General features: G+C 64.4%; 14 protein-coding genes. All 14 read left to right on the top strand.

What is annotated here, in order from left to right; translation table 11 throughout:
• Window positions 1-7: 7 nt before the first annotated feature.
• The 14 genes from GVL52_RS07675 to GVL52_RS07740 all read left to right on the top strand — a co-directional run bounded on the left by GVL52_RS07675 (window position 8) and on the right by GVL52_RS07740 (window position 15,046).
• Complete coding sequence (locus GVL52_RS07675; RefSeq protein WP_160005478.1) at window positions 8-649, top strand: TIGR02217 family protein; 642 nt, start codon at window positions 8-10, stop codon at window positions 647-649.
• Window positions 646-1,536 carry a DUF2163 domain-containing protein gene (locus tag GVL52_RS07680; protein WP_160005480.1) on the top strand — a complete coding sequence of 297 codons (891 nt, stop codon included), beginning with the start codon at window positions 646-648 and terminating at the stop codon, window positions 1,534-1,536. Before GVL52_RS07675 ends, GVL52_RS07680 begins: the two co-directional genes overlap by 4 nt.
• Window positions 1,533-1,967 carry an NlpC/P60 family protein gene (locus tag GVL52_RS07685; RefSeq protein ID WP_160005482.1) on the top strand — a complete coding sequence of 145 codons (435 nt, stop codon included), beginning with the start codon at window positions 1,533-1,535 and terminating at the stop codon, window positions 1,965-1,967. The genes GVL52_RS07680 and GVL52_RS07685 overlap by 4 nt, the downstream gene beginning before the upstream one ends.
• Window positions 1,968-5,810 carry a glycoside hydrolase/phage tail family protein gene (locus GVL52_RS07690; protein ID WP_160005484.1) on the top strand — a complete coding sequence of 1,281 codons (3,843 nt, stop codon included), beginning with the start codon at window positions 1,968-1,970 and terminating at the stop codon, window positions 5,808-5,810.
• Between the two features lie 24 nt (window positions 5,811-5,834).
• Window positions 5,835-6,050: a hypothetical protein gene (locus GVL52_RS07695; protein WP_160005486.1), complete on the top strand. Its 216-nt coding sequence runs from the start codon at window positions 5,835-5,837 to the stop codon at window positions 6,048-6,050.
• Window positions 6,051-6,230: 180 nt separating this feature from the next.
• Window positions 6,231-6,479, top strand: coding sequence for a hypothetical protein (locus GVL52_RS07700; protein WP_160005488.1), 249 nt, complete (start codon window positions 6,231-6,233; stop codon window positions 6,477-6,479).
• Between the two features lie 52 nt (window positions 6,480-6,531).
• Window positions 6,532-7,203 (top strand): response regulator transcription factor, encoded by a 672-nt coding sequence (locus GVL52_RS07705; RefSeq protein WP_160005490.1) that lies wholly within the window; start codon window positions 6,532-6,534, stop codon window positions 7,201-7,203.
• Window positions 7,193-8,596, top strand: a complete 1,404-nt coding sequence (locus tag GVL52_RS07710) for a HAMP domain-containing sensor histidine kinase (RefSeq protein ID WP_160005492.1) — start codon at window positions 7,193-7,195, stop codon at window positions 8,594-8,596. The genes GVL52_RS07705 and GVL52_RS07710 overlap by 11 nt, the downstream gene beginning before the upstream one ends.
• Window positions 8,597-8,705: 109 nt before the next feature.
• Window positions 8,706-9,134 (top strand): hypothetical protein, encoded by a 429-nt coding sequence (locus GVL52_RS07715; RefSeq protein WP_160005494.1) that lies wholly within the window; start codon window positions 8,706-8,708, stop codon window positions 9,132-9,134.
• 111 nt (window positions 9,135-9,245) lie between these two features.
• Entirely contained in the window at window positions 9,246-10,436 is a 1,191-nt protein-coding gene (ccmI, locus tag GVL52_RS07720; RefSeq protein WP_160005496.1) for a c-type cytochrome biogenesis protein CcmI, read from the top strand.
• On the top strand, window positions 10,433-10,885 hold the full coding sequence (gene ccmE, locus GVL52_RS07725; RefSeq protein WP_160005498.1) for a cytochrome c maturation protein CcmE: 453 nt from the start codon (window positions 10,433-10,435) through the stop codon (window positions 10,883-10,885). The genes ccmI and ccmE overlap by 4 nt, the downstream gene beginning before the upstream one ends.
• Window positions 10,882-12,870, top strand: a complete 1,989-nt coding sequence (locus GVL52_RS07730; RefSeq protein WP_160005500.1) for a heme lyase CcmF/NrfE family subunit — start codon at window positions 10,882-10,884, stop codon at window positions 12,868-12,870. Before ccmE ends, GVL52_RS07730 begins: the two co-directional genes overlap by 4 nt.
• Window positions 12,867-13,322, top strand: coding sequence for a cytochrome c-type biogenesis protein (locus GVL52_RS07735; protein ID WP_160005502.1), 456 nt, complete (start codon window positions 12,867-12,869; stop codon window positions 13,320-13,322). Before GVL52_RS07730 ends, GVL52_RS07735 begins: the two co-directional genes overlap by 4 nt.
• A gap of 161 nt (window positions 13,323-13,483) precedes the next feature.
• A complete protein-coding gene (locus GVL52_RS07740; protein ID WP_160005504.1) occupies window positions 13,484-15,046 on the top strand; it encodes a Do family serine endopeptidase in 1,563 nt (520 codons plus the stop codon).
• The last annotated feature ends 23 nt before the right edge of the window (window positions 15,047-15,069 follow it).

Genomic DNA, 15,069 nt, shown 5'->3' on the forward strand with positions numbered 1-15,069 from the left:
GGCCGCGATGAGCAACGGCTTTCACGAGGTCCGCTTTCCCTTGCGCCTGTCGCTATCGACCAGCGGCGGACCGGTCAGGCGCACCGATATCGTCAATCTCTCCAATGGTCGCGAGAGCCGCAACAGCCGCTGGCGCGACGCACGCCGCAGCTACGACGCCGGCTCCGGCCTGCGCTCGGTTGCCGATCTCTACGAGGTGCTGGAGTTCTTCGAGGCCCGCAGCGGCGAACTCTACGGCTTTCGTTTCCGCGATCCGATCGACTGGACCTCCGGCCGGCCGGGCGCAGCGGTCACAGCGGGTGACCAGCCGCTCGGGTCCGGCGACGGTCTCAACGCCAGCTTCCCGCTCGCCAAGACCTACGGCGATCCGGCGGCGAGCAGCATCCGTGATATCACCAAGCCGGTCGCAGGATCGGTGGTGGTTGCGGTCGATGGCATCGCGCAGCCGCCATCGGCTTTTTACTGCGATGCCGCCACCGGCATCGTCACCTTCGCCGCAGGCCACATCCCGCCATCCGGCGCCGGCGTCACCGCCGGCTTCGAATTCGACGTTCCCGTGCGCTTCGCCACCGGCCGCATCGACGTCAACCTGTCGGCTTTCAACGCTGGCCGCATTCCCACCATTCCGTTGACGGAGATCATCCCATGAGAGCTGTCCCCGAAGCGCTCAAGGCGCATCTGGCAGACGACGCGACCACGATCTGCCACGCCTGGCGGGTGACCCGCAGCGATGGCATCGTGCTGGGTTTTACCGAACACGATCACGACCTCGCCTTCGCCGGCACCACGTTTTTCGCGGCAAGCGGCTTTTCCGCCAGTGCCGCCGAAGAGGAGGCCGGATTGCCGGCTGCAACAAGCGAGGTCACCGGCGGCTTTTCCAGCGCTGCCATCACCGAGGAGGATCTGCAGCGGGGTCGCTATGACGGCGCCCGCGTCGAGGTCTTCGTCGTCAACTGGGCCGATCCCGGCCAGTACATGCTGCTGAAGGTGCAGGAGATCGGCGAGGTGACCCGCGATGCCGGCCGCTTCCAGGCCGAGCTTCGCAGCTTCGCCAGCCGGCTGAACGAGCCGCAGGGCCGTGTCTACGGCCGGCGCTGCGATGCCACGCTCGGCGACATCAGATGCGGCATCGACCTCGCACAGCCGTCGATGCGCGCCGAGGGCGTGGTGGTCTCGATGCCGGATATGAGCAGAGTATTGCTATCGGGCGTCCGGTCCGTTGCCGACGGTTTCTTCCGCTTCGGCGTGCTGACCTTTCTCGACGGCGACATGGAGGGGCAGCGCGCCGATATCGAGGCGCATGCGGTTGTCGATGGTGCGACGGAAGTCACCCTCTGGCTGCCGCTTGATCGAGCACCGCAGCCGGGCGGCCGCGTGGCGCTCACGGCCGGCTGCGACAAGGCTTTTTCCACCTGCCGAGCCAAATTCGCCAACCACCTGAATTTCCGCGGCTTTCCCCACATGCCGGGCGCCGACTTCGCCTACACCTATGCGGATGGCGAGACCGTTCATGACGGGAGCCCGCTGTTCAAATGACCGAAATCGCAGAGCATGTGCTGCTGATCGCCGAGAGCTGGATCGGCACGCCCTATCGCCATCAGGCATCGTTGAAGGGCGTCGGCTGCGATTGCCTCGGCCTCGTCAGGGGCATCTGGCGGGAACTCTACGGATACGAGCCGGAACGGCCGCCACCCTATGCGCCCGATTGGGCCGAGCGCAGCGGCGAAGACCGGCTGATGGATGCGGCGCTGAGGCACTTCGGGTCGCCGCTGTCGCCTGCAGAAGCGCTGCCCGGCGACCTGCTGCTGTTTCGCTGGCGGCCGCAGCTGGCCGCCAAGCATGCCGGTATCCTGTCGGCCGAGCGGCAGTTCATTCACGCTTACGAGCAGGCCGCGGTGATCGCATCGCCGCTGGTGCCGAGTTGGCGCCGGCGCATCGCGGCTGTCTTTCGCTTTCCGGAGAAATAGATGGCAACGCTTCTCTTCCAGGCGGCCGGTGCCGCGCTCGGCAGCGTCTTCGGTCCCGTCGGCGCCATCATCGGTCGTGCGGCGGGCGCGCTTGCCGGCAGTGTCGTCGATCATGCGCTGATCAACGGCAGCTCCACGGTGCGCGGCGCCCACCTTTCGACCGCCCGTATTCCCGGCGCCGACGAGGGCACCGCGATCAACCGCGTCTATGGCGCCGTGCGCATCGGCGGCACGCTGATCTGGGCAACCCGCTTCGAGGAGGAGGTGACCACCGAGCGAACCGGCGGCAAGGCCTCGGGCGGCACCAGGGTCGAGACCTTTCGCTATTTCGCCAATCTGGCGGTCGGCCTCTCGGAGGGCCCGATCGGCCATGTCAGGCGCGTCTGGGCCGATGGCAAGGAACTCGACCTCACCAAAATCGAGATGCGCGTCTACCGTGGCGATGCCGCACAGCTGCCCGATCCGCTGATCGAGGCCAAGCAGGGGGCCGGCAACGCTCCCGCCTATCGCGGCCTTGCCTATGTCGTCTTCGAGCGCCTGCCGCTCGATGCCTACGGAAACCGTATCCCGTTGCTGCAGTTCGAGGTCGTCAGATCGGTCGGCGGGCTGGAAAGCCAGATCAGGGCGGTCTGCATCATTCCGGGCGCCACCGAGCACGGCTATCAGCTGGCGCAGGTGTCTGAAAGCACCGGCGCCGGCAGCGCCCGCATTCTCAACCGCAACAGCCTGCAGGGCGCCAGCGACTGGGACATCTCGCTCGACGAGCTGACGGCGCTCTGCCCCAACCTGGAGCGCGTCGCGCTCGTCGTCTCATGGTTCGGCACCGATCTGCGCGCCGGTGAGTGCCGCGTGGTGCCGGGGGTGGAAGTGACAAGCCGCAGCGACGAGAGCCGGCCTTGGTCGGTTTCGGGTGTCGAGCGCGGGGCAGCCCACCTCGTCAGCCGCACCAATGGCGGCCCGGCCTATGGCGGCACGCCCGACGATGCCAGCGTGCTGTCGGCCATTGCCGATCTGAAGGCGCGCGGCCTGCAGGTCTATCTCTATCCGTTCCTGATGATGGACATCCCCGCGAACAATGCGCTGCCCGATCCCTATGGCGGCGGGCAACAGCCGGCCTATCCCTGGCGCGGCCGGATTACTGGCCACCCGGCAACCGGCCAGCCCGGCACCGCCGATCGCACCGCAACGGCCCGCAGCCAGCTGCTGGCCTTTGCCGGCAATGCGCAACCCAGCCATTTCTCCGTCACCGCTGATCGCGTCGCCTATCTCGGCAGCGAGCGGAGCTACCGCCGTTTCATCCTGCACTATGCCCAACTGGCCAGAGCCGCAGGCGGGGTCGATGGCTTCCTCATCGGTTCCGAGCTGCGTGGATTGACGCAGCTGCGCGACGGCAGCGACGCCTTTCCCTTCGTCGAGATGCTGATCGCGCTTGCCGCCGACGTCAGGGCGCTGCTGCCACAGGCAAAGATCACCTATGGCGCCGATTGGAGCGAGTATTTCGGCTACCACCCGACGGACGGCAGCGGCGACGTCTACTACCATCTCGATCCGCTCTGGGCCTCGCCTGACATCGCCGCGGTCGGCATCGACAACTATATGCCGCTCGCCGATTGGCGCGATCAGGATCTTGCCAGCGCCGGTCCCGACGGGTTTCGGTTGGCCGATGACCGCGATGCGATGATCGCCGCGATCAATGCAGGCGAGGGGTTCGACTGGTATTATGCCGATGCTGCCGCCCGTCGCGCCCGCCAGCGCAGCCCGATCACCGATGGCCTTGCCGGCAAGCCCTGGGTCTACAGGTACAAGGACATCGGCTCGTGGTGGGCCAATCCACATTTTGAGCGGGTGGATGGCGCCGAGCGCACGGTGCCGACGGCCTGGGTGCCATCGGGCAAGCCGGTCTGGTTCACCGAGCTCGGCTGCGGCGCCGTCGACAAGGGCGCCAACCAGCCGAACGTCTTCGCCGATCCGAAATCGGTCGAAAGCGGCGCGCCGTATTTCTCCAACAGCATGCGCTCCGACAGCATGCAGCGCCGCTTCCTCGAAGCCCATCATCACTGGTGGGCAGGCGGTGCAGCGCCCGCCGGCATGGTCGATCCCACCCATCTGTTCGTCTGGTCCTGGGACGCGCGGCCCTATCCGGCCTTCCCGCTGGCGACCGATCTCTGGTCCGACGGGAACAACTGGCGCACCGGTCACTGGCTGAACGGCAGGCTCGGTGGCGGCACGCTGGCCGATGTCATTGCTGCCATCCTGCGCGACCACGGCTTTGCGGATTTCGACGTCGAAGAAGTCAGCGGCGATCTGACCGGCTATGTGCAGGGCGATCTCAACTCGGCACGCAGCCTGATCGAGCCGCTGCTGCAGGCCTTCCAGATCGATGCCCTCGAGGATGCCGGCCTGCTGCGCTTTCGCTCGCGAGCGCGCGCCAGCCTGCCGGCGCTCGAGGTCGACATCCTCGTCGATCGCGAGGACGAGCCGCTCTGGCAGGAAACCCGCGGCCATGACAGCGATTTTGCTGCCGAGGCGGTGCTGACCTTCTACAATCCCGCTCTCGACTATGAGCAGGCGAGCGTCCGCTCGCACCGCGTTGCGCAGACCACCAGCCGGGTGATCAGGCAGGATCTGGCCGCCGTCGTCGCCGAGGAGGCGGCGCTGGCCGCGGCCGAAGCGCTGCTGCGCGACAACCGGATCGCCCGCCGCTCCATCCGCTTCTCGTTGCCGCCAGGCGAACTGGCCGTCCAGCCCGGCGATGTCGTGTCGATCGCGGAGGGACCTGCCGGCCGTTTCCTGATCTCCCGCATCGAGGATGGCGACGCGCGCCGCATCGAGGCTCGCGAATTTGCACCGTCTGCAGGCGGCAGCCTGCGGGCGGCAACCGACGGGCGCGATGGTGGTGGTACGGCATCGAACCTGTTTGCCCCCGTGGTGCATCTGCTGGACCTGCCGCGTTTCGATGGCAGTGAGGCTGCCAGCTTCGCCCGCGCCGCGGTCTTCGCCAAGCCCTGGCGCACTGTCGGCCTGTCCTCGTCGGCAACCACGGAAGGCTATCGGGGCAGGGTGCTGCTCGACCGTCCGGCCACGATCGGCACGCTGGCGGCGGCACTTGGATCGGGTGTCACCGGCCGCTTCGACTGGTCTCAGCCTCTGGTCGTCAATCTTGCCTATGGCGAGTTGTCGTCCGCGGCTGAAATCTCGGTGCTCAACGGTGCAAACCGGATCGCTGTTCGCGCGACGAACGGCGTCTGGGAAGTGCTGTCCTTCCTGCAGGCGGACGAAATCGAAAGCGGACGCTGGCGCTTGGGCGGCTTGCTGCGTGCGCTCGCCGGCACCGAGGACGCGATGGCGTCGGGCGCCGTGTCGGGCGCTGCCGCCGTGCTGCTCGACGAAGCCGTCAAGCCGCTTGGTCTTGGAAGCGATGAGATGGGGCTGGCGCTCAACTGGATCGCCGAGGCATCGGGCTCGCTGGAGATGGCAGGGCCTTTCGTCTTCGAGGGTGGGATGCGGGCCGAGACGCCACTGTCGCCGGTTCACCTGCGTTGCGCGAGGGCACCAAGCGGCGATGCCGTCATCACCTGGACCCGGCGCGGGCGCGACAATGCAGACAGCTGGATCGGTGCCGATATTCCGCTCGACGAACCCTTTGAGCGCTACCGCGTCGATGTCCTCGACGGCGACAGCGTGGTCAGGACCGCCGAGGTCGATCGACCGGAATGGACCTATGCCTCGGCAGACCAAGCGCAGGATTTCGGCGGGCAACAAAGCAGTCTGACGGTGAGGATCCGCCAGATCGGCGAGCGCGTGCCGCTGGGGCTCCCGGCGGCAGCGACATTTCAGCTGTGATGTTTCAACACAAGGAGAAGAACGATGGTTGATTTGAAGAACTGGTATAGCTCGAAGACGATATGGGGTGCATTGGTGGCAATCATCGCCTCGGCGATGCACTTTACGGGTGTGGATATCGTGGCTGCCGACCGCAGCCAGATTGTCGATGCAATCGTCAATATCGCGGGCGCGCTGGGCGGGTTGCTGGCGGTCTACGGACGGGTGACGGCGAAATCGGCAATCAAGCCGTCGTCCTGAAAGCAGCGGCCGCGCGATCGACAAAATGCTATTCTCGATCGTGCTTTTGCGGCCACAGCGGCGGCAACCGGCATGCCGCCGCAGATGCCCGGACATCCCGCATTACAGTGCATTCATTTGCCATTCAGGTCACGTGAGTACATAGTCGGGCCAAGTTGGTATCCATTGAAAGCATAGCACATGGCCTCTCCTATGAGCGTCGCAGCGTTGGCCGTCTGGCTGACGGTACCGTCGCCCTCACCGGATAATTCGCACAACCTTTTGGTGCGTATTGCAGGCGATTGCAGTGAAGCCGCCCAGCAGGTCGTGCAAAAGACCGGGGGGCAACTGCTCTCCGTTCAGCCCTCCGGCGACAGCTGCATCATCACTGTTCTGGTGCAAGGCAACGGCCAGCGTCCCCGCAAGGTAACCGTCAAGGTTCCGATGTAGGCAGAATCGGCCTATTAGACATCGAAGAGATCAAGCGGAGTAAAGCGGACCGATGCGCATCCTGGTAGTCGAAGACGACGTCAATCTGAACCGTCAGTTGAGCGAAACCTTGAAAGAGGCCGGCTATGTCGTCGATCAGGCGTTCGATGGCGAGGAGGGCCACTTCCTCGGCGATACCGAGCCCTACGACGCCATCATCCTCGACATCGGCCTTCCGGAACTGGATGGCGTCAGCGTTCTGGAGAAGTGGCGCGGGGCCGGTCGCGGCATGCCGGTACTGATCCTGACTGCCCGCGATCGCTGGAGCGACAAGGTCGCCGGCATCGATGCCGGCGCCGACGATTACGTCACAAAGCCGTTCCATGTCGAAGAGGTTCTGGCCCGCATCCGCGCCCTGATCCGCCGCGCTGCCGGCCATTCGTCGTCCGAGATCATCTGCGGCCCTGTTCGCCTCGACACCAAGACCTCGAAGGCTGTGGTCAATGGCGTGACGCTGAAATTGACCTCACATGAATATCGCCTGCTGGCCTATCTGATGCATCACATGGGCGAGGTGGTATCGCGCACCGAGCTGGTCGAGCATATGTACGATCAGGATTTCGATCGCGATTCCAACACGATCGAGGTCTTCGTCGGCCGCCTGCGCAAGAAGATGGGCGTGGATCTGATCGAAACGGTGCGCGGGCTCGGTTACCGCATCCAAGCGCCGACCAATGCGAATTAAGTCTCTTACCGCTCGCGTCCTGCTGCTGACCACGATCTGGTCGACCGTGGCGCTGGTGGTGATCGGCCTGTTGATCTCGACCCTATATCGCAAAAGCGGCGAGCGCGGCTTTCAGGACCTGCTGCGGGCGCAGCTCTACAACGTCATCAACTCGGTGGCGATCGGCGATCAGGGCTCCCTCAGCGGCAGCCCGCAGCTCGGCGACCTGCGCTTCGCCCAGCCGAAGACCGGCTGGTACTGGATGGTCGAGCCGCTCGGCACCTATACCGCGCCACCGCTGATCTCGCCGTCGCTGGGCTCGACGACCATTCCCGTCCCCTCAGTTCTCGAAGCGCCGTTCGACAAGAACTACGAGCGCTACTACCAGGTCACCGACACCTCGGGGAACCGCATCCAGGTGGCCGAGACCGAGGTGGTGCTCGACACCGACGGCCGCGCCGCGCGCTTTCGCGTTACCGGCAATGTCGATGTGGTCGAGGACGATGTCCGCAATTTCTCCCACAGCCTCTATCTGGCGCTGGCCGGTTTCGGTGTCGGCAGCCTGATCGTCAACGCGCTCGCCATTCTCTTCGGCCTGAAACCGCTCGACAAGGCGCGCGCCGCATTGGAGCGCATCCGCGCCGGCGAGAGCGAGCAGCTGAAGGGCGATTTCCCGCGCGAGATCCTGCCGCTGGCCAACGAGGTCAATGCGCTGATCGACAGCAACCGCCGCATCGTCGAGCGTGCCCGCATGCAGGTCGGCAACCTCGCCCACTCGCTGAAGACGCCGATCGCCGTGCTGCTCAACGAGGCGAGGGTGCTGGAGCGCTCGCATGGCGAACTGGTGAAGAGCCAGGCGGAAGCCATGCAGGGGCAGGTGCAGTCCTATCTCAACCGCGCCCGCATCGCCGCCCAGCGCGAATCCGTTCTTGCCCGCACCGATGCCGAGCCGGCGCTGGAGCGGCTGGTCCGCGTCATGCGCCGTCTCAATGTCGATATGGAATTCGAGCTCATTGTGACGCCGCCGCATCTGGCCGTGGCGCTGGAGCAGCAGGATCTCGAGGAAGTCGTCGGCAACCTGCTGGAAAATGCCTCGCGCTTTGCGGTCAAAAAGGTTCGCCTGTCGGTCTCCGAAGCCGCCGATGATGTCAAGGGCACCGAGGCCAGCGGCCGCCGCCACTGGGTCGATGTGGTCGTCGAGGATGACGGCCCGGGCCTGGAGCCTGATCAGATCCGTGAGGCGCTCAAGCGCGGTCGCCGTCTCGACGAGAGCAAGCCCGGAACCGGTCTCGGTCTGTCGATCGTCACCGAGATCGCCAACGAATATCAGGGCCGGCTGGAACTCTCGCGCGGCGAGTGGGGTGGGCTGAAGGCCCGCCTTATTCTCCCCGGCGTCACAAAGGATGTTGCGTGAGGGACGGCTTGATGACAGAAAGACATTTGCATAGCATGCTTTACCTTGCTGTGGGTTTGGTGCGGCTTGCACCTGTGGCGCGTTTGACACCTGGTTCGGGTTCGGCTGAATGATACTTCGCTCAAAAGGCATAATTGGTCTGTCTCTTCTGGCTTGCGTGGCCTTGTCCGGTTGCCAGACGACGAAGAGCGGCGCCTCGGGCGGTCTGTTCGGCGCTGGCAAGCCATCGGCATCTGCATCCTTCATCGAAGCTCTGCAGGGCGGTATCGTCGGACGCACCGGCGTGACGCTCAGCGACAGTGATCGCCAGCGCGCGCTGGAAGCCGAATATCGTGCTCTGGAAGGCGCCGCCGTCGGCCAGCCGGTGGTGTGGAGCGGTCGCAATGTCAGCGGCAAGGTCGTGGCGGCAGCGCCATATCAGGTCGGCTCGCAGAATTGTCGGCAGTATACCCATACGCTGACCGTCGATGGCAAGGACACGCTTGCCCGCGGTTCGGCTTGCCGCAACGACGATGGCAGCTGGTCGCCACTCGGTTAGAACCGATCGCAGCCCGGTGATTTGCAAGGGAATTGCGGCCAATCGCCTCAAATAATCGTCATCACGGCTTTGCATGTTGGAATGGATCGGCACTTCTAGTATTTGGCCACTATGATTTTCTGGATTCTCTTGGCCGTTATGACGGCGGCCGTTGCCGCCCTTCTTCTGTACCCGCTTCTGCGTGGGGCAAACGCGGCGTCCGATAGCCGCGAAGGCGAGGCTGCCGTTTACCGCGACCAGCTGGCCGAACTCGACCGCGATCGCGCCGGCGGGCTGATATCGCCCGAGGAAGCCGAATATGCACGCGCCGAAATCGGCCGCCGATTGATCGCCGTGTCGGGGGGCGCAGCACCCGCCGAGCGTCGCCAGAGACCCGGCTACCGCCGTGCCGCCGAGATCTTCGTCCTGCTGCTGCTGCCTGTCACCGGGCTCTGTCTTTACGTCATGATGGGCAGGCCCGACCTGCCCTCGCAGCCTCTCGAGGCGCGCCTGGAGAATCCGGGCAACGATATGGCGATCCTGGTCGCCAAGGCGGAACGTCACCTTGCGCAGAGCCCGGATGACGGCAAGGGCTGGGATGTCCTCGCGCCGATCTATTTCAGCACGATGCGCATAGGCGATGCCGAGATGGCCTATCGCAACGCCATTCGCCTCTTGGGCGAAACCCCAGCCCGGCTCGACGGCTTGGCCGAAACGCTGATGGCGGCATCGAGCGGCATCGTCACCGACGACGCGCGCCAACTGCTGACGCAATCGCTGAAGCTGGAGCCGGAAAATCCCCGCGCCCGCTTTTACCTCGCGCTCGGCCTTGAACAGGCTGGCAAGGCTGATGAGGCCCGTGCCGGTTTCGAGGAGATCGCCGGGCAGTCGCCCGCCGGTGCGCCCTGGATGCCGCTCGTCAACGAGCATATTGCCAAGAATGGCGGCACGCCCAGTGCTCCGGCTAACGGTGCCACGACGACGGGCGCTGCGCCGCTTGGCGGTCCGACGCAATCTGACGTCGCTGCGGCCGAGCAGATGAACAGCGGCGATCGACAACAGATGATCAGGGGCATGGTCGACAGCCTCGATGCCAAGCTTGCCGAGAACCCCGACAATCTCGACGGATGGCTGCGGCTGGTCCGCTCCTATATGGTCCTGAACGACAAGGACCACGCCATGGCAGCGCTGAAGCGTGGACTGGCCGCATTCCCCGCCGACGGCGAGAAGGGAAAGCAGCTGCTGGCGCTTGCCCGCGAGCTCGGTCTTTCGGCAGGTGCGACGGCGACAGACGGAAAAGCGACAGAAGGAATGACGCAATGACGCGCAAGCAGAAACGCCTTGCGGTGATTGGCGGCGGGATGAGCTTCATCCTGGCTGCCGTTCTGCTCGTGATGTTCGCCTTCAGCAACTCGGTCGCCTATTTCTATATGCCCGCCGATCTGGCCAGCAATCCGGTGCCGCCGGGAACCCGCATTCGTCTCGGCGGTCTGGTCGGCGAGGGCAGCGTCATCAGAGGCGCCGGCTCGACCGTGCGTTTTGCGGTGACCGATGCGTCGGGCGATCTGGTCCATGTCCGCTTCACCGGCATCCTGCCCGATCTCTTCCGCGAGGGGCAGGGCGTGGTCACCGAAGGCACCTTCGAAACCGGCAGCGATCTCTTCACCGCCGATACGGTGCTTGCCAAGCATGACGAGAAATACATGCCGAAGGACGTTGCCGATCGCTTGAAGAAGCAGGGGCTGTGGAAACAGGACGAGGCCGCGAAATGATCATCGAGATCGGGCACTACGCCCTCATTCTGGCACTCGCCACCGCAATCATCGTCTCGCTGGTGCCTCTGATCGGCGCCAAGCGCATGGACCAGGCGATGATGGATGTCGGGCCGACCGGCTCTGTCGTCCTGTTCGCACTGGTCGCTTTCTCCTTCGGCGTTCTCACCTACGCCCACGTGGTGTCGGATTTCTCGGTCAAGAACGTCTGGGAAAACTCGCATTCGCTGATGCCGCTGATCTACAAATACTCCGGCGTCTGGGGCAATCACGAGGGATCGATGATGCTCTGGCTGCTGATCCTGGCGCTGTTCAGCGCATTGGTCGCCGTCTTCGGCCGCAATCTGCCGGACACGCTGAAGGCCAATGTTCTCTCGGTGCAGGCCTGGATCTCGGTCGCCTTCATCCTCTTCATCCTGTTGACCTCCAATCCCTTTGCGCGTCTCGATCCGGCGCCGGCGGAAGGCAAGGATCTGAACCCGATCCTGCAGGATATCGGCCTCGCCATTCATCCGCCGCTGCTCTATCTCGGCTATGTCGGCTTTTCCGTCTGTTTCTCCTTTGCGGTCGCTGCCCTGATCGAGGGACGCATCGATGCCGCCTGGGCCCGCTGGGTCCGGCCATGGACGCTGGCGGCATGGACCTTCCTGACGCTCGGCATCGCCATGGGCTCCTACTGGGCCTATTACGAACTCGGCTGGGGCGGCTGGTGGTTCTGGGATCCGGTCGAAAACGCCTCCTTCATGCCGTGGCTGGCAGGCACCGCGCTGCTGCATTCGGCGCTGGTGATGGAAAAGCGCGAGGCGCTGAAGATCTGGACCGTGCTCTTGGCGATCCTCACCTTCTCGCTGTCGCTGATGGGCACCTTCCTCGTCCGCTCCGGCGTTCTGACATCCGTGCATGCCTTTGCCAGCGACCCCTCGCGCGGCGTGTTCATTCTCTGTATTCTGCTGCTGTTCATCGGCGGTGCGCTGTCGCTGTTTGCCTTCAGGGCACCGCGGCTGACTGCCGGTGGCCTGTTCGCGCCGATCTCCCGCGAGGGCGCTCTGGTGGTCAACAACTTGATCCTGACGGTCGCCTGCGGCACGGTGCTCACCGGCACCCTCTATCCGCTGGTGCTGGAAACGCTGACCGACGACAAGATTTCGGTCGGGCCTCCGTTCTTCAACCTGACCTTCGGCCTGCTGATGGCGCCGCTCCTGGTCATCGTTCCCTTCGGGCCGCTGCTCGCCTGGAAGCGTGGCGATCTGCTCGGCGCCCTGCAGCGGCTCTATACGGTCGCGGCGCTGGCCTTCGTCGCAGCGCTCGTGTTCTTCTATTTCCAGCACGGCGGTCCTGTGTTGTCGGTTCTCGGACTGGCCGCCGCGCTGTTCCTGGTCTTCGGCGCCATCGCCGATCTCTGGTACCGCGCCGGCATCGGCAAGCTGGCGCCGGGTATTGCCTGGCGTCGTCTGAAAGGCTTGCCGCGTTCGGCGTTCGGAACGGCGTTTGCCCATGCCGGTCTCGGCATTTCGGTGCTGGGCATCGTCGCCACCACCACCTTCCAGACCGAGCACGTCCTGCAGATGAAGCAGGGCGAAGTGACCGACGCCGGCGGCTACACGCTGCGCTTCGACGGCATGCAGAAGGCCACGGGCCCGAACTATACCGAAGAGCGCGGCCATTTCAGTGTCGGCAAGGGTGGCGTCGAAGTGGCCGACGTCTGGTCCGCCAAGCGTCTCTACACCGCAGGCCAGATGCCGACCACGGAAGCCGGTATCCTGACCTTTGGTGCCAGCCAGCTCTATGTCTCGCTCGGCGATCCAACGGATGACGGCGGCATTGTCGTTCGCATCTGGTGGAAGCCATTCATCCTCTGCATCTGGGGTGGCGCCGTGTTGATGGCGTTCGGGGGCTTTGTGTCGCTCAGCGATCGGCGCCTGCGCGTCGGCGCTCCGCGTCGTAAGGCCAAGCCGGTTCAGCCTGTGTTGGAGCCAGCCGAATGATCCGCCGCCTCCTTCTGGTTCTTGCCCTGTTCGTCTCGGCGGCGCCGGCATTTGCCGTCAATCCGGACGAGATGCTTGCCGACCCGGCCCTGGAGAGCCGGGCGCGGGCGATTTCTGCCGAACTGCGCTGCATGGTCTGCCAGAACCAGTCGATCGACGATTCCAATGCCGAATTGGCCAAGGATCTGCGCCTGCTGGTCCGCAAGCGGATTACCGATGGCGACAGCGATCAGCAGGTGATGAGCTACATTGTTTCGCGCTACGGGGAGTTCGTGCTTCTGAAGCCGCGGTTCGAGGCAAAGACTGTTCTGCTTTGGGGTGCGCCGATTTTGCTGATCCTGCTGGGTGGTCTGTCGCTTGTCGTCTTTGCCCGGCGCTACGCCGGACAGCCGACAGGTTCGGCGCTGACGGCCGATGAACAGGCGCGTTTGAGCGAATTGCTCAAGAAGTAAAGCCGCGCAATTTCCGGCCGTTCGGGAAAACAAATTCGGACATTACGAATTTTTCATGCCGCGGACAGTTCGTAGTAAGGTGTGCCGTCCTATATCTTCATTCATCGACCGATCCGCTAAGGACCGATCCCGTGGATTTGAAAATAAAGAAGGTGCGTCTCATGCTGAAGACTATCAAAGCTCCGTCACTGTCAACCGTGCTCAAGGCCTCGACCGTTGCCGGTCTTGCCGCAGCGGTCCTCGCCACCGGCATTCCCCTCGAAATCACGCGTTCCTATGCCGAAGCAGTCAAGGTCGAAGCACCGTCCGTGCCGAGCTTCGCCAATGTCGTTGATGCCGTTTCCCCAGCCGTCGTCTCGGTTCGGGTTGAAAGCCGGGTCAAGCCTGTGTCGGATGAAGAAGGCAACGGCTTCTCCTTCGACTTCAACGGCCGTGGCCTTGATGATCTCCCGGATGCGCTGAAGCCGTTCTTCAAGCAGTTCGGCGAACAGCAGGGTCGCCGTGGCCCTCCCGGTGCCCATCCAGGCGGCCCGCAGGATGGCAAGGGCCGTCTTCGCCCGGTTGCCCAGGGCTCAGGCTTCTTCATTTCCGATGATGGCTACATCGTCACCAACAATCACGTCGTTTCCGATGGCGCGGCTTTCGTTGTTGTCATGAAGGACGGCACCGAACTGGACGCCAAGCTCATCGGCAAGGATCCACGCACCGATCTGGCCGTGCTGAAGGTCGATGGCAAGGGCAAGAAATTCACCTACGTCAACTGGGCTGATGACAACAACGTCCGCGTCGGTGACTGGGTGGTTGCCGTCGGCAATCCGTTCGGCCTCGGCGGCACGGTGACGGCAGGTATCGTTTCGGCCCGTGGCCGTGACATCGGCTCTGGCCCTTACGACGACTACCTGCAGGTCGATGCTGCGGTGAACCGCGGCAACTCCGGTGGCCCGACCTTCAACCTCAGCGGCGAAGTCGTCGGCATCAACACCGCCATCTTCTCGCCGTCGGGCGGCAGCGTTGGCATCGCCTTCGCCATTCCCGCCTCGACCGCCAAGGATGTCGTCGCCGACCTGATGAAGGATGGCCAGGTATCGCGCGGCTATCTCGGCGTGCAGATCCAGCCGGTCAACAAGGACATCGCCGATTCTCTCGGCCTTTCCGAAGCAAGCGGAGCACTGGTTGTCTCCGCACAGGCAGGCACACCGGGCGAAAAGGCTGGCCTGAAGGCGGGTGACGTCGTCACCGCCGTCAATGGCGAGACCATCAAGGACGCTCGTGACCTCAGCCGCCGCATTGGCGCGATGACGCCGGGCAAGAAGGTCGAGCTGTCCGTCTGGCGTTCGGGCAAGGCTCAGCCTGTGACCGTCGAACTCGGCACCCTGCCGGCTGAACAGCAGCAGGCTTCGGCTGACGATGGCGATCAGGCGCCGGAAGCACAGACCCCGGCGTCCGAGAAGGCGCTCGCCGATCTCGGCCTGACGGTTGGTCCGGCTGACGACGGCAAGGGCCTGCAGATCACCGGCATCGATCCTAACTCCGACGCTGCCGACAAGGGCATCAAGGAAGGCGAGAAGATCACCTCGGTCAACAACCAGGAAGTCACCTCCGCCGATGATGTCGTCAAGGTCCTGAACCAGGCGAAGAAGGATGGCCGCACCCGTGCGCTGTTCCAGATCCAGTCGAAGGAAGGCAGCCGCTTCGTCGCCCTTCCGGTCGAAAACCAGGGCTGATCCAGCCAGAGTAAATCAAGGAG

Source organism: Rhizobium sp. 18055 (assembly GCF_902706285.1).
In the GTDB taxonomy this organism is placed as follows: domain Bacteria; phylum Pseudomonadota; class Alphaproteobacteria; order Rhizobiales; family Rhizobiaceae; genus Rhizobium.

What these genes read in the sequence shown, in the direction of transcription:
- GVL52_RS07675 (WP_160005478.1), top strand. Translation starts at nt 8, where the DNA reads ATGAGCAACGGCTTTCACGAGGTCCGCTTTCCCTTGCGCCTGTCGCTA.
- GVL52_RS07680 (WP_160005480.1), top strand. Translation starts at nt 646, where the DNA reads ATGAGAGCTGTCCCCGAAGCGCTCAAGGCGCATCTGGCAGACGACGCG.
- GVL52_RS07685 (WP_160005482.1), top strand. Translation starts at nt 1,533, where the DNA reads ATGACCGAAATCGCAGAGCATGTGCTGCTGATCGCCGAGAGCTGGATC.
- GVL52_RS07690 (WP_160005484.1), top strand. Translation starts at nt 1,968, where the DNA reads ATGGCAACGCTTCTCTTCCAGGCGGCCGGTGCCGCGCTCGGCAGCGTC.
- GVL52_RS07695 (WP_160005486.1), top strand. Translation starts at nt 5,835, where the DNA reads ATGGTTGATTTGAAGAACTGGTATAGCTCGAAGACGATATGGGGTGCA.
- GVL52_RS07700 (WP_160005488.1), top strand. Translation starts at nt 6,231, where the DNA reads ATGGCCTCTCCTATGAGCGTCGCAGCGTTGGCCGTCTGGCTGACGGTA.
- GVL52_RS07705 (WP_160005490.1), top strand. Translation starts at nt 6,532, where the DNA reads ATGCGCATCCTGGTAGTCGAAGACGACGTCAATCTGAACCGTCAGTTG.
- GVL52_RS07710 (WP_160005492.1), top strand. Translation starts at nt 7,193, where the DNA reads ATGCGAATTAAGTCTCTTACCGCTCGCGTCCTGCTGCTGACCACGATC.
- GVL52_RS07715 (WP_160005494.1), top strand. Translation starts at nt 8,706, where the DNA reads ATGATACTTCGCTCAAAAGGCATAATTGGTCTGTCTCTTCTGGCTTGC.
- ccmI (WP_160005496.1), top strand. Translation starts at nt 9,246, where the DNA reads ATGATTTTCTGGATTCTCTTGGCCGTTATGACGGCGGCCGTTGCCGCC.
- ccmE (WP_160005498.1), top strand. Translation starts at nt 10,433, where the DNA reads ATGACGCGCAAGCAGAAACGCCTTGCGGTGATTGGCGGCGGGATGAGC.
- GVL52_RS07730 (WP_160005500.1), top strand. Translation starts at nt 10,882, where the DNA reads ATGATCATCGAGATCGGGCACTACGCCCTCATTCTGGCACTCGCCACC.
- GVL52_RS07735 (WP_160005502.1), top strand. Translation starts at nt 12,867, where the DNA reads ATGATCCGCCGCCTCCTTCTGGTTCTTGCCCTGTTCGTCTCGGCGGCG.
- GVL52_RS07740 (WP_160005504.1), top strand. Translation starts at nt 13,484, where the DNA reads ATGCTGAAGACTATCAAAGCTCCGTCACTGTCAACCGTGCTCAAGGCC.